The organism is Streptomyces sp. NPDC002125 (assembly GCF_053593715.1).
In genome coordinates this window covers 218603-231812 of record NZ_JBSFDD010000002.1, presented here as the reverse complement: position 1 = coordinate 231812, position 13210 = coordinate 218603, and the positions used below count along the sequence as shown (strand labels likewise).

Genomic DNA, 13210 nt, shown 5'->3' with positions numbered 1-13210 from the left:
CCTCCTGGACATCCCGAACGTACCCGGGGCCGGCCCGCCTACTTCGTGGCGCGGGCCAGCCCCAGTGCGTACTCGGGCCACCAGTCGCCCGCCTTCGGCCCGCCCTTGCAGTCGCCGTCCGACTCACCGGGGCGCTTGACCCACAGATAGGCGTCGACCAGTTCGTCGCCCGTCTCCGTCGTCGGGGGTTCGCCGAGCGCCCTGCCCGGGGGGTTGCACCAGGCCTCCGCCGGATCGCCGCCCTCGTACGGGCCGTTGCCGTTGCGGCTGGTGTCGATCACGAACGGCTTGCCGCCCACCTTCGCCGACAGCCGCTTGCCGAAGTCCCTGCTGGCCTCGGTGGTCTCGAAGTTGGACACGTTCACCGCGAAGCCGTCCGCCGCCGCGATGCCCGCGCGCCGCAGGGGCTCGTCCAGCGCGTCGGGGGTCTGCCATCCCGCGTTGCCCGCGTCGATGTAGACCGTGGCCGCCGGCTGCCGCTTCAGGCGCTCGACCGCGAACTTCAGCAGGTCGTACCGCTCCTCGTGCGACTCCTGCGGGGTGCACCCGTCCACGAGGTGCAGCAGCGCGTCGGGCTCCAGGACCACCGTGGCCGGGCGGTCGCCGATGCCCTGGGCGACGTCCTCCAGCCATGTCCGGTACGCGTCGCCGTCGGCGGCACCGCCCTTGGAGAACTGGCCGCAGTCCCGGTGCGGAATGTTGTAGAGGACGAGCAGCGCCTCCCGGTCGGCCTGTTCGGCCGCCTGTGTGAAGCCCTTCGTCGTCTCCCGGGCGTTCTCCGGGGCGATCCACTCCCCCACCGGCTGCTCGGCAATCTTCCGGATCAGCTCGGCGTTCTTCTTCTCGCCGTCCTCCACGTAGGCGGCGACCTGCCGCGCGGCGTTCCCGTCGGGATTGACCCAGAACGGACCGTCGCCCTCGGGCTGTTGCCCGACCGCCGCCGGCGCGTCCTTGCCCCCGTCGCCGGACGTTCCCCCGCCGTCGGACGGGGAACACCCGGACAGCAGCAGAAACACCCCCATCCCGGCCACCGCGCTCGCCCTCGGTCCGGTGCGACTGCCGTACATCCACTCCCCCTTGCCGATGCGCCACCGGTCGAAATCCATCCTGGCACAGCGGATCGGGCCCCGGACGCTTCCGTACGGATCCGGACATCCTGCTGGAAACTCTCCGGCCACCGCCCGCGGGCGCCCTACAGTGGCCAGTCAGTCAGGCACGAACCGACCTCCCGTGCCGCGTCCCGTCCACTCCCGCGGGCGGGGCGCCGCGGTCGAGGACCGGCCCGGCCGGCGACTCCGAGGGGGAGCGGGTGCCGGCCGGGCCGGGCAGATCCTCGGCGGGGCGCGTCAGGCGCGGCTCTTCTCACCGTCCGACTCACCCGTGAGGTACGCCGAGACGACGACATTGGCCGTGTACGCATGGGACTTCTGGTCGTACGTACCACCGCAGGTGATCAGCCGGAGCTCTGCCCGGCCGTCCTCACGCTGTCCGTACGCCTTCTGCGCGTCGAAGCGCGCACGGGTGAAGACCTGGACATCGTCGATGGTGAATTCGGCGATCTTCCCGTCGGAGCGGCTCACCCGGACCTTCTCGCCCGGCCTGGCCGCGCTGAGTCCGTAGAAGACGGCCGGCTTCGTCTCGGTGTCGACGTGGCCGACGAAGAGCGCGGCGCCCTCGGTGCCGGGCTCGGTGCCGGCGCCGTACCAGCCGACGGCTCCGGGTGTCGCGAACGGCGGGGGCTCGATCGCCCCTTCGCCGTCCAGCCCGCGCCGCACGATGTCCGCGTCGATCCCGATGGACGGGATCTCCACGCGCTGGGGCGCGGCCCCGTCGAGTGGGTCGTGGGCGGGCGGCAGCGGGACGCCCAGGGGGCGCCCGACCGCGGCGACGTCACCGGTCGTGGGGGCCGAGTTGCCGGCGGTGGCCGCGCGGCCCCACAGCCACAGTCCCAGCAGGAGGACGGCCCACGCGACACCGGTGAGCAGCCGTCCCGTTCCTGCCGGACGGTCAGGGGCGGACATGTCAGTCCAGCGCCGAGCGGCGGCGCCGCACGCTGCGGAACGCGAGGGCGGCGGCGGCGACGGCACCCAGGCCGAGCCCGATCACCGCGTGCGGGGTTCCGGGGCCCTCGTCGGCCGAGGCCTTCTCGGCGAGCACCGCGGTGCCGCCGCCACCGGCCCGCACGGGGGCGACGGGCGAGGGCCTGCCGTGGTGGACCACGGTGACGGTGCCGGTGGCACGCCCGTGGCCGTCCTTGCAGGTCACCCAGACCTCGTACTCGTCGGGCGCGGCGTCCGAGCGGATCCGGGCGTCGGCGACGAGTTCCTTGCCGTCCGGCTCGAAGCGCGCCTCGGACTCGAACGCCTCGGAGTTGCCCCGGGCCGACCTGCTCTTGCCGCAGATGTCGACCCGCAGCTCCACCTCCCCGCCGGGGGAGACGCGGGACGGGCTGACCGAGACCGTCCCCGAGCTCTTCTCTTCCCTGGAGTCGCTCTTCGCTTCGGCCAGGGCGGCGGACGCGGGCAGGGATATCGCCGCGGCCGCCACAGCGGCACAGAATGTGATGGGCAGTGAACGCATCGTAAACCTCCTAGAGGAAGGTTCACGCGCGGGGAGGCATCCCGCATCCGCTGTAGCCCGCTCGGGTTACGCCTCGGGCAGGTCGACCAGCTCGACGAGGTCGGCGATCGAGTCGACGACGGTGGAGGGGCGGAAGGGGTAGCGGTCCATGTCGTCCGTGGTGGTGAGCCCGGTGAGCACCAGGAAGGTCTGCATGCCCGCCTCCAGGCCGGCCAGGACGTCGGTGTCCATCCGGTCGCCGATCATGGCGGAGGTCTCGGAGTGGGCGCCGATGGCGTTGAGCCCGGTCCGCATCATCAGCGGGTTGGGCTTGCCCGCGAAGTACGGTGACTTGCCGGTGGCCTTGGTGATCAGCGCGGCGACGGAACCGGTCGCGGGCAGCGGGCCCTCGGCGGACGGGCCGGTCTCGTCGGGGTTGGTGCAGATGAAGCGGGCGCCCCCGTTGATCAGCCGGATCGCCTTGGTGAGCGCCTCGAAGCTGTAGGTCCGGGTCTCCCCGAGCACCACGTAGTCCGGCTCGTGGTCGGTGAGGACGTAACCGATGTCGTGCAGCGCGGTGGTGAGTCCGGCCTCCCCGATGACGTACGCCGTGCCGCGCGGACGCTGGTCGTCCAGGAACTGGGCGGTGGCCAGGGCCGAGGTCCAGATGTTCTCCACGGGCACGTCCAGACCCATGCGCTTGAGGCGCGCGTGCAGGTCACGGGCGGTGTAGATGGAGTTGTTGGTGAGGACGAGGAACGGCAGACCGGAGTCCCGCAGCCGCTTGATGAAGGCATCGGCTCCCGGGATCGGCGTGCCCTCGTGGATGAGGACGCCGTCCATGTCGGTCAGCCAGGATTCGATCGGCTTGCGCTCTGCCATGTGACGGACTCCTGCCGTACGCACTGTGCACGCGAGGTGCTGGACGCCGGCGGCACCGCGCTGTGCAGCGCCGACGTCCCGATCTTAGGCAGCCGCCTCCGCCGTACGGAACCGTTCGATCACGGGGAACCCGTCCCGGCCCGTCAGCGGTGGCCCGCGCGCATGCGCCGGGCGTACGCCATGGCGGCGGCCCCGGCGACCACGAACGCCCCGGCGGCGAGTCCGGTGACGAGGGTGCGGTCCCGGCCGGTGCGGGCCAGTTCGGGGACGGCGTCCCCGGTCGCGTCGCGGGTTTCCTGGGTGTCCTCGGGTGCCTCGATGCCGCCCTCGACGATGACGAAGGGGTACGCGACCGACTCCCCCACCCAGTCGCCGTCGGTGGCGTTCCCGGCCTGCTCGGCGGTGTCCCGCGCGGTGCGCCGCTGGACGATGGCCGCGTGCGCCGTGACCTTGCCCGGCCGGGTGTCGGAGGTGAACGCCATCCGGACCTCGACCGTGACGGTCTTCTTCGCGGGGACGGTGAAGCCGGGGAAGTCGTCGTCCTGCTCCCCGCTGCCGAAGACGCCGATCTGCTCGTCCCTGTCGGTGGACTCCCAGCTGACGCGGTGCTCCTCGTCGGGGTGGGCCCGCTCGGTGAACTCCAGCTGGATCTGCTCGGCCGTGAGCGTCCTGTCCTCGTCGGTGAGGACCAGGACGGGGTGGATCGCGTGGCACGCCTCGGACGTGGTGTTCGTGAGGTCGAGGTACCAGGTGCCGTAGCCGCCGCCGGAGGCGTAGGTGTCCGGACCGCCGTGGATGCGGGTCTCGATGGGGAAGTCCGCGCCGTCCGGATCACCGCAGAGCAGCCGGTCCGGGGCCGCGAGGGCCTCGGCGGCCTCCTCGGTGACGGTGACGGCGGGGGCGGTCACGGGGATGGCGATGGCGGCCGGTACGCCGAGGAGCCCGGCCGGGACGACGAGTCCCGCGGCCAGCCCGAGACGGGTGAGGGCGCGTCCGTCGCGCAGTCGTGCGGGGGGTCTGGTGGGCATAGGGGGTCACCCTTTGCTGCTCGCGAACGGTCGCGGCGGACGGCCACCGGCTGGGGCGGCGACGCTGCCACGCGCGGCCGGACGTACGGCCATGGCAATGCGTTTCTCCGTGCGCGACGCTGCCACCCGCGCGCGTGGGGCCGCCACCTCCCGGAGGCGTACTCCGCCCGTTCGGGCGCCGTAATCCGCTCGATCGGCTCTGCCCGGTGGCGCCGCGGGCCGCCCGAACGGCGGCGTCCGGCGCCCCCGGCCGGTGAGGTTGCCTGGCCGGTGAGGCGCCACCGGCGCGTCCGGCACCCCGGCCGGAGGCACCCCGGGCGCGTCCCGCACCCCGGCCGGTGGGGCGCGCTCGGCCGGCCGGGCCGCGTGGGTGCCTTCAGGCCGCCGGGGTGCCGCCCCCGTCCTCGCCCGCGCGGCCGAAGAGCGGGGCCAGGACCAGCTGGGCCGCGCCCTCGGCGACGGGGCGGTCGCCGCCGCCCGCCACGGTGACGGGAACCGCGACCGGGACGCCCTCCCGCCGGGCCCGCTCCTCGATGACCTCGCGGACCCCGCGCAGATAGGCGTCCTCGTGCGCCGCGACCGTACGGCCGCCGAGGACGACCCGGTCGATGTCCAGCAGCCCCACGAGGTTGGCGGCGCCCGCGCCGAGGACCCTGGCCGCCTCGGCGATGTCACCCCGGGCGGCGGCGCCCAGGCAGAGCGCCTCGACGCACCCGCGCCCGCCGCAGCCGCACGGCGGGCCGTCCAGCTGGAGGGTCTGGTGGCCGAACTCCCCCGCGCCGGTACGGGCGCCGCGGTGCAGGGCGCCGCCGAGGACGAGCCCGGCGCCGAGGCCGGTGCCCAGGTGGAGGTAGGCGAAGTCGGCCTCGGCGGGTTCGCGCAGCGCGAGGCCGAGGGCGGCGGCGTTGGTGTCCTTGTCCAGGACGACGGGCAGCCCGGTCCGCTCGGCGAGCGCGTCGCGCAGCGGGAAGCCGTCCCACTGCGGGAAGCCCGTGACGCGGTGCAGGACGCCGGCGCGGTGGTCCAGGGGGCCGGGCAGCGCGGCGCCCACGCCGAAGACCTGGCGGTCCTCGGTCCGGGGGGCGGCTGCCCGTACCGTCTGCACCGCGTGGGCCGCTGTCGCGAGGACATCGGCGGCCGGGGCCCCGAGGTCCAGCGGGAAGGCGCGGGTCGCGACCGTGGTTCCGGCGAGGTCGGCGAGTACGGCGGTGAGCTCGTCGCGGTCCAGGTGGAGCCCGACGGCGTATCCGGCGTCGGGGACCAGCCGCAGGACGGTGCGGGGCTTGCCGCCGGTGGAGGCGAGGCGGCCGGCCTCGGCGGCGAGGCCCTCCGCGCGGAGCCGTCCGGTGATCTTGCTGACGGCCTGCGGGGTGAGGCCGGTGCGCTCGGCGAGCTCCAGCCGGCTGATGCCCTGCTCACCGGCCACGCGCAGCAGGTCGAGGACGAGCGACGCGTTGTGGTGGCGCAGGGAAGGCAGGTTCGCCCCGCCGCTCCTGCTGCTGCTCCTGTTCACGGCACCATTGTCTCCATCGCTTGCACTTTGGCAACAGCGTTGCTTAAGTGGTTTGCATGACTGCCAACGCTCCTCTCCGCGTCGGGCTCGTCGGCTACGGCCTCGCGGGCTCCGTCTTCCACGCCCCGCTGATCTCCTCGACCGAGGGCCTCGTGCTCGACACGGTCGTCACGTCGAACGAGGAGCGACAGGCGCAGGCCCGCGCCGAGTTCCCCGGCGTCCGCTGCGTGGCGTCCTCCGACGAGCTGTGGCCGCGCTCGGACGAGCTGGACCTGATCGTGATCGCCTCGCCGAACAAGACCCATGTGCGGCTCGCGAAGGCCGCTCTGGAGGCGGGGCTGCCGGTCGTCGTGGACAAGCCGCTCGCCGGTACGGCCGCCGAGGCCAGGGATCTGGCGGCGCTGGCCGCGGAGCGCGGGCTGCTGCTCTCGGTCTTCCAGAACCGCCGCTGGGACAACGACTTCCTCACGCTGGCCGGCCTGATCGCGGACGGTGAGCTGGGCGAGGTGCAGCGCTTCGAGTCCCGCTTCGAGCGGTGGCGCCCGCAGCTGAAGGGCGGCTGGCGCGAGTCGGGCGACCCGGACGAGATCGGCGGGCTGCTGTTCGACCTGGGCAGCCACATCGTGGACCAGGCGCTCACGCTGTTCGGCCCCGCGGTCCAGGTCTACGCGGAGTCCGACGTACGCCGCCCGGGCGCCGCCGCCGACGACGACACGTTCATCGCGATCACGCACGCGAACGGCGTCCGTTCCCATCTCTACGCCAGTGCCACCACCGCGCAGCTCGGCCCGCGCTTCCGGGTGCTCGGCTCCAAGGCGGGCTATGTGAAGTACGGCCTGGACCCGCAGGAGGCCGCCCTGCGCGAGGGTGCCCGTCCGGTGGCCGGGGTGCCGTGGGGCGAGGAGCCGGAGCAGCTGTGGGGCCGGATCGGTTCCGGCGAGTCGCCGCTGACCGGTGGCGGCGATCCCGTGCGCACCCTGCCCGGCGACTATCCGGCGTACTACGCGGCCGTCGCGTCGGCCCTGCGCGGCGAGGGCGGGAACCCGGTGACGGCTCTGCAGGCCGCCGCCGCGCTGGATGTCCTGGAGGCTGCCCGGCGCTCGGCCCGCGAGGGCGTGTCGGTCACCCTGATCCCCCACCACGACGAGGAGAAGCACGCATGAGCCCCAGCGCTCCGACCATCTCCGAGCTGATCGCACAGGAGCGGCGGCTGACGCTGCCGCACTTCGGTTACGACGACGCGTACGCGCTGGGCGGGCTGCTGGTCACGCTGGCCCGGGAGCGGCACGCCCCGGTCGCGATCGACATCCGGCGGGGCAGCCAGCAGCTGTTCCATGCCGCGCTGCCGGGTTCGAGCGCGGACAACGACGCCTGGATCGACCGTAAGCGGCGGGTGGTGGAGCGCTACGGCGAGAGCTCCTACCTGGTCGGGACGCGGTTCCGGGCGAAGGGCACCACGTTCGAGGAGTCCTCGCGGCTGGACCTGGACACCTACGCGGCGCACGGGGGCTCGTTCCCGATCGCCGTGGAGGGCGCCGGGGTGATCGGCTCCGTCACGGTCTCGGGCCTGCCGCAGGCCGAGGACCACGCGCTGGTCGTGGAGGCCCTGGAGCAGTTCACGACGCGTACCGGGGCGTGACGCCGGGGAGGCCGCCGGGAGATCCGGGCGGCCTCCCCGCGCCTGCCGTCACGCGTCCTTGAACTCCTGGCGCTGGCGCCCCAGCCCCTCGACCTCCAGCTCCACGACGTCCCCGGCGCGGAGGTACGGCTTCGGCTCGGGCCGGCCCATGGCCACGCCCGCCGGGGTGCCGGTGTTGATGACGTCGCCCGGGTACAGCGTCATGAAGTGGCTCAGATAGCGCACGACCTCGCCCACCGGGAAGATCTGCTGCGCCGTCGTGCCGTCCTGCTTCAGCTCGCCGTTGACCCAGAGCCTCAGCGGCAGGGCCTGCGGGTCGGGCACCTCGTCCGCGGTGACGAGCCAGGGACCGAGCGGGTTGAAGGTCTCGCAGTTCTTGCCCTTGTCCCAGGTGCCGCCGCGCTCGATCTGGAACTCACGTTCGGAGACGTCGTGCGCCGTCGCGTATCCCGCGACGTGCCCGAGCGCCTCCTCGGCGGAGTCCAGATAGCGGGCGGTGCGGCCGATCACGACGGCGAGCTCGACCTCCCAGTCCGTCTTCCGGCTGCCGCGCGGGACGAGCACGGTGTCCTCGGGCCCCACGACGGTGTCGGCGGCCTTGAAGAACAGGATCGGCTCCTCCGGGATCGCGGCCCCGGTCTCCTCGGCGTGGTCGTGGTAGTTCAGCCCGATGCACACGATCTTGCCGATCCGGCCGAGGGGCGGTCCGATCCGCAGACCGTCCGCGTCGAGCGGGGGCAGAACGTCGGGCGTCTGGGCGGCTTCCCGCACCCGGGCCAGCGCCGAGGCATCGGCGAGCAGTTCGCCGTCGATGTCGGCTACGAGGCCCGAGAGGTCCCGCAAGGTCCCGTTACGGTCCAGCAGTGCGGGGCGTTCCGAGCCCGCCGTACCCACTCGAAGAAGCTTCAACGGTCCATCTCCCCTTGGTCGAGATCCAGCCCGTCGGTGGGTTGCGGCCAGCGAAAGGCTTGGCCGATCCTCCAAGACATCCGATCACTCCGCAAGACCCTGTTCACACACTGGACCTCGCGCACCTAGACGGCGGGCGCCAGGGCGGACTCGGCGGCCGGGGTGTCCCGGTAGAGGTAGGCGCGCTCCAGGGCGGTCCAGGTGGTGCTGGTGACGATGTACAGCGCGGCGGCGAGCGGCACGAAGGCCACGGAGAAGAGGGTGAGGAAGGACATCAGCGGCATGACCTTCGTCATCGCGCCCATGCCGGGCACGGGCTGTCCGTCGGGGCCGGTGGCCGGGGTCACCGGGTTCGCGGCCATCTGCCGCTTGGTGCGCCCGTAGTTGAAGGTGGCGACGGCGGCGACGATCGCGAAGAGCGCGAGATAGACGAGCCCCTGCGCGCCGAAGAGCCCGCCGTCGGCCAGCGCGTTGTGCCAGCGTTCGCCGAGCGGGGCGGCGAAGAGCTCGTGACCGAGCAGCGAGTTGGGCTCGCCGCCGATGCTCTGGCTGGAGAAGAGGTGGTACAGCAGGAAGAAGGCGGGCATCTGGAGCAGGCTCGGCAGGCAGCCGGAGAGCGGGGAGACCTTCTCCTTCGCGTGGAGCTCCATGAGCGCCTTCTGCATCCGGTCGGGGTTCTTCGCGTGCTTCTTGCGCAGCTCGGCGATCTGCGGCTGGAGCTTGGTGCGGGCCTTCTGCCCGCGCGCCGCCGCCCTCGACAGCGGGTGGACCGCGAGCCGCACGAGTGCGGTGAACAGGACGATCGCGGCGGCGGTGGACGCGTGCTGGAAGAGGGGCTGGAGCAGATCGGCGAAGGCGCCGACCAGGCTGGCGAAAGCGGACATGAACGCGGACATGGGTGAGCCCTCCGGGGGTCTCGTCGTGCCGGGGAGTCGGGAAAGAACTCGGCAGGACGACCCGCGTGGAGGGTCGGGGAAAGCGTGCCCTCTACGCGGCCGTCAGGAGGGCGGAGCCGGGCGCTCGGGGCCTGGTTCGGCCCCTGGCGTCGGGGTCCCGTTGCGGGAGGAACGCGGTGCGCTTCTCCCGGTCGCGCATGGCGGTGCGCACTCTCGTGCGCGGCACGGGGCAGGCGCAGCGGGCGCTGATGACGGAGCAGACGAGGAGCGCCGAGCCGGCGGCCGCGGTGGCGGCGAGCGCGACGGCGGCGGAGAGGCTGCCGCCCTCGGCGAGCAGGACCTCGGTGAGGAACAGGACCAGGAAGGCGGCGGGGCGGAACAGGCGGCCGACCGCTCGGCGTACGCGGTTCGCTGCGTCGTCCATCGGTCCTCCCCCTTCGCGTTTCGCCCGATTGTGTCCTTCAGCCGTTATACACGATCGGCGTCCAGCGGCTGAAGCAGTCGCCGGGGGGCGAGCAGCGCCCGGCTGACGGGGTCCTCGGGGTCGGGGTCGAGTCCGGTGCCCGGCCGCATCTCGATGTCCCCGACCGGTACGGCGATGTTTCCGCAGGCCTCGCACTGCCCGAACACCCCGAGCTCCGTGCCGCACTCGGCATGGAGGAAGACGCGCATGGGGAGGGTGCCCTGGATGTGCTCGCGGCCCCAGAGCCCGAGGGAGCGCAGGGTGGGCCAGAGGGCCTCGCCGCTGTCGGTAAGGACGTACTCGTCGCGCGGGGGCGACTCCTGGTAGCGCCGCCTGGCCAGGACCCCGGCCTCGGTGAGCGCCTGGAGGCGGGAGGCCAGGACGGCGCGGGGGATGCCGAGGTGCACGAGGAAGTCGTTGTAGCGGCGCACGCCGTAGAAGGCGTCCCGCACGACGAGCAGGGTCCAGCGCTCGCCGACCACTTCGAGTGCGCGGGCGATGGAGCACTGCTGGGCCGCGTAGTCCTTGCCGAGAGCCATGGGCATCACTTTACCTCCATCGGTTCGATGAACGAACTCACTCGTGCTAGCGTGAGCCGCTCAGTAGGTTCATTCATCGAACCTTGGCCGCGGACCCGAACACCAGGCGGGCCGCTCCCGGAGGGACGTCATGACCCAGCAGCCCGTGCAGACCGGCCCGGCCCCCGCACCGATGGCCGCGGCCCCCCGCCCCGTGCGACGACCGGCGGCCCCCCGGCCAGCCGCGACCCTCGCGGTGACCGGCGCCGCCACCGCCATCGCGCTGATGAACTACACGGCGCCCATGGCGGCGCTGCCCGCCCTCTCCGCCGCCTTCGCCACTCCGCCCGCCGCCACGGCCTGGCTGCTCAACGGCGCCCCGCTCGGCCTCGCGGTCCTACTGCTCGTCGCGGGCAGCCTCGGCGACGACTTCGGCCGCCGCCGGCTCTTCCTCATCGGCACGCTCGGGCTCGGCGTCACCACCGCGCTCGCCGCCCTCGCCACGAACACCCTCGGCTTCACCCTCGCCAGGGTGGGCCAGGGCGCGGCGAGCGCGGCGATCCTGGCGACCAGCCTCGGCCTGCTGGTCGGCGCCTACCCGCCCGGCCACGCCCGGATCAGGGCGATGGGCGTGTGGGGGGCCTCCGTGAGCGCCGGGATCGCGCTCGGCCCGCTCCTCGCCGGCTCGCTCGGCGCCGTCGACTGGCGCCTGACCTATCTCGCCCTGGGCCTCGGCGCCCTCGTCACGGCCGCCTTCGCCCTCCGGACGCTCGCCGAGTCCCGCGCGCCCCGCCCCGGCCGCCCCGATCTGGCGGGCACCGCCGCGCTCGGCCTGGCGATGACCGCGCTGCTGACGGCACTGACGCTGGGCCGCGACGGCTGGCTGCGCGCCCCGGTCGGACTGCTGCTGCTCGCCGCGCTCGTCCTGGCCGCCGTGTTCGCCGCGGTGGAGCGCCGGGCGGCGGCCCCGCTGATCGCCCTGCCGCTGCTGCGCAGCCGCGCCTTCCTCGCGGCATCGGCGGGCGGCCTGTTCACGGGGCTCTCGGTGATCGGCCTGTTCAGCTATCTGCCGACGCTGCTCCAGCACTCGCTCGGGCTCTCGGCACTCGGCTCGGCGTGGCTGTTCCTGCTCTGGTCGGGCACGTCGTTCACCGTGGCCCTCCAGTCGCGGCGGCTGGCCGGCCGGGTGACCGCCCGGCACCAGCTCGCTGCCGGTTTCGCCCTCCACGCGGTGGCGCTGCTGCCGATGCTCGGCACCCTGACCGGCACATCCGGCGACGCGGGGGCTTCGGTGTGGTGGCGCCTGGTCCCGGCCCTGATCGTGTCGGGCGCGGGCGGCGGTCTGCTCAACGCCGCGCTGCCCCGCCTCGCCGTGGAGTCCGTGCCTCCGAAGCGCGCGGCCATGGGATCGGGGGCCAACAACACGGCCCGGTATCTCGGATCGTCGGCGGGCGTCGCCCTGACGATCGCGGTGGCCCCGTCCGCGGCGGGCGCCGACGGGGCGATACTCCTCTCCGCCGGCCTGGCACTGGCCGCGACGCTGGGCGTACTGCTCCTGCGGGAACGCTGAGGGCGGGCGCACGGGGCCGGACCCCTCCCGCGACCACTCCCAGGGACTCCGGCCCGCGCCCTCTCGCCTCGCCACCGTCCCGCAGTACCGTGTGGTCCATGCGCCCCGACACGCCTGCCGACCACATCACCGAAGCCGAGCGCCTGCTGCGCACCGCGGCGCAGTACCCCGAGGACCACGAACCGCTGTTCCTCCAGGCCGCGGCCCATCTGGAGCTCGCCGGTGAGCGCCCCCGCGCCACCACCCTCTACGACGAACTGCTCGGCTCCGCCGAGAGCACCCTCGACAATCCGCACCTGGTCAAGGCGCTCAAAGCGGCCAACCTGTGGGAGTACGGCCATGAGGCCGAGGCCCGCGCGATCATCGACGGCATCCGCGTCGCGGGCCCGCTCGAAGCCGCTCCCTGGGAGATCGCCGCGGAGACCCTCGAAGCACACGACGAGCTGGAGTCCGCCCACGACTTCTTCTCGACCGCGCTGACCCTGCTGCTCTCCCCCGGCGAGGAAGTCCCGTACGCCACCGAGTCGTTGCTGATCGGCCGGCACCGGGTGCGCAGGCTGATGGGCGTCGCCCACGACGCGTGGGACGAGCTGGCCGACACCCTGCACACGGCCGCGGTGCCCCTGGACGAGCTGCACGACCCCAAGCGCCTCTGGTCGCTGGGCTCGTCGGACCCGGGCGAGCTCCAGGCCGAGATCACCAGGCTCCGCGCCGAACTGGGCACCTACCGCACGGCGTTGTCCCGCCCGTTCCCCGTCGCCGTGCTGCACTGGCCCGAGGACGAGCTGCGCGAACTCCTCAGCGCGTACCCGGAGTTGGCCCAGGAGTATCTCTCGCACCAGGACCATCTGGCGCGCCTTGAGGCCGCGTTGCGGGATCTGCATGCCACGGGCACCCCGAATCTCGGCATCGTGACGGGCACGGTCCCCTCCTACGAGGCGTTCGCCGCGTCCGAGGCCGCGTCCCCGTCCGACCCGGACCTCCTCCCCCAGTACGCCACGACCCTGGCGGCCCGGGGCCGGGCCGTCCCGTGGCCTCCGGCGCGCAGCGCGGCGTGCTGGTGCGGCTCGGAACGCTCGTACAGGGAGTGCCACGGCGCCGCCTGAGACGGCAGGGCCGGTGCGCCTTCCGGGCGGACGCGTTCCGCGAACGGTACGGCGCACCGGCCGGGCAGGCACCCCGCCCGCCGGGCCGGCACCCCTGGCCGCCAGGCCGACACCCTCCCGCGCCGAT

General features: G+C 73.5%; 14 protein-coding genes. 4 read left to right on the top strand and 10 right to left on the bottom strand.

From position 1 onward, the window contains the following. Positions 1-38: 38 nt before the first annotated feature. The 6 genes from ACWCQM_RS04185 to ACWCQM_RS04160 form a co-directional block, all read right to left on the bottom strand. Entirely contained in the window at positions 39-1067 is a 1029-nt protein-coding gene (locus ACWCQM_RS04185) for a glycoside hydrolase family 6 protein (protein ID WP_450914086.1), read from the bottom strand. A gap of 279 nt (positions 1068-1346) precedes the next feature. Next, a complete protein-coding gene (locus ACWCQM_RS04180) occupies positions 1347-2021 on the bottom strand; it encodes a class F sortase (RefSeq protein ID WP_267075525.1) in 675 nt (224 codons plus the stop codon). A gap of 1 nt (position 2022) precedes the next feature. Next, positions 2023-2580 (bottom strand): hypothetical protein, encoded by a 558-nt coding sequence (locus ACWCQM_RS04175; protein WP_450913805.1) that lies wholly within the window; start codon positions 2578-2580, stop codon positions 2023-2025. A 66-nt stretch (positions 2581-2646) separates the two neighbouring features. Beyond that, entirely contained in the window at positions 2647-3441 is a 795-nt protein-coding gene (locus tag ACWCQM_RS04170) for an HAD-IIA family hydrolase (RefSeq protein ID WP_450913804.1), read from the bottom strand. Positions 3442-3584: 143 nt separating this feature from the next. Continuing rightward, on the bottom strand, positions 3585-4469 hold the full coding sequence (locus ACWCQM_RS04165) for a hypothetical protein (RefSeq protein ID WP_450913803.1): 885 nt from the start codon (positions 4467-4469) through the stop codon (positions 3585-3587). A 376-nt stretch (positions 4470-4845) separates the two neighbouring features. Further along, positions 4846-5982 carry an ROK family transcriptional regulator gene (locus tag ACWCQM_RS04160; RefSeq protein WP_450913802.1) on the bottom strand — a complete coding sequence of 379 codons (1137 nt, stop codon included), beginning with the start codon at positions 5980-5982 and terminating at the stop codon, positions 4846-4848. A 56-nt stretch (positions 5983-6038) separates the two neighbouring features. On the opposite strand from ACWCQM_RS04160, the gene ACWCQM_RS04155 reads away from it, so the two are divergent. Both ACWCQM_RS04155 and ACWCQM_RS04150 read left to right on the top strand, forming a co-directional pair. Continuing rightward, positions 6039-7145 (top strand): Gfo/Idh/MocA family oxidoreductase, encoded by a 1107-nt coding sequence (locus ACWCQM_RS04155; RefSeq protein ID WP_450913801.1) that lies wholly within the window; start codon positions 6039-6041, stop codon positions 7143-7145. Further along, a complete protein-coding gene (locus ACWCQM_RS04150; protein ID WP_073746524.1) occupies positions 7142-7621 on the top strand; it encodes a heme-degrading domain-containing protein in 480 nt (159 codons plus the stop codon). Before ACWCQM_RS04155 ends, ACWCQM_RS04150 begins: the two co-directional genes overlap by 4 nt. Positions 7622-7669: 48 nt before the next feature. Here the strand turns inward: ACWCQM_RS04150 and ACWCQM_RS04145 are convergent, their stop codons facing one another. The 4 genes from ACWCQM_RS04145 to ACWCQM_RS04130 all read right to left on the bottom strand — a co-directional run bounded on the left by ACWCQM_RS04145 (position 7670) and on the right by ACWCQM_RS04130 (position 10428). Continuing rightward, positions 7670-8530, bottom strand: a complete 861-nt coding sequence (locus ACWCQM_RS04145) for a fumarylacetoacetate hydrolase family protein (RefSeq protein ID WP_450913800.1) — start codon at positions 8528-8530, stop codon at positions 7670-7672. 125 nt (positions 8531-8655) lie between these two features. Beyond that, complete coding sequence (locus ACWCQM_RS04140; RefSeq protein WP_450913799.1) at positions 8656-9426, bottom strand: YidC/Oxa1 family membrane protein insertase; 771 nt, start codon at positions 9424-9426, stop codon at positions 8656-8658. A gap of 91 nt (positions 9427-9517) precedes the next feature. Then, positions 9518-9850, bottom strand: a complete 333-nt coding sequence (locus ACWCQM_RS04135) for a DUF6412 domain-containing protein (RefSeq protein ID WP_450913798.1) — start codon at positions 9848-9850, stop codon at positions 9518-9520. Positions 9851-9894: 44 nt separating this feature from the next. Then, on the bottom strand, positions 9895-10428 hold the full coding sequence (locus ACWCQM_RS04130; RefSeq protein ID WP_450913797.1) for a winged helix-turn-helix transcriptional regulator: 534 nt from the start codon (positions 10426-10428) through the stop codon (positions 9895-9897). Positions 10429-10558: 130 nt separating this feature from the next. Between ACWCQM_RS04130 and ACWCQM_RS04125 the strand changes: the two genes are divergently transcribed. Together ACWCQM_RS04125 and ACWCQM_RS04120 are read left to right on the top strand one after the other, a co-directional pair. Then, positions 10559-11977 (top strand): MFS transporter, encoded by a 1419-nt coding sequence (locus ACWCQM_RS04125; RefSeq protein WP_450913796.1) that lies wholly within the window; start codon positions 10559-10561, stop codon positions 11975-11977. Between the two features lie 98 nt (positions 11978-12075). Further along, positions 12076-13083, top strand: a complete 1008-nt coding sequence (locus tag ACWCQM_RS04120) for an SEC-C domain-containing protein (RefSeq protein WP_450913795.1) — start codon at positions 12076-12078, stop codon at positions 13081-13083. Positions 13084-13210 lie beyond the last annotated feature (127 nt).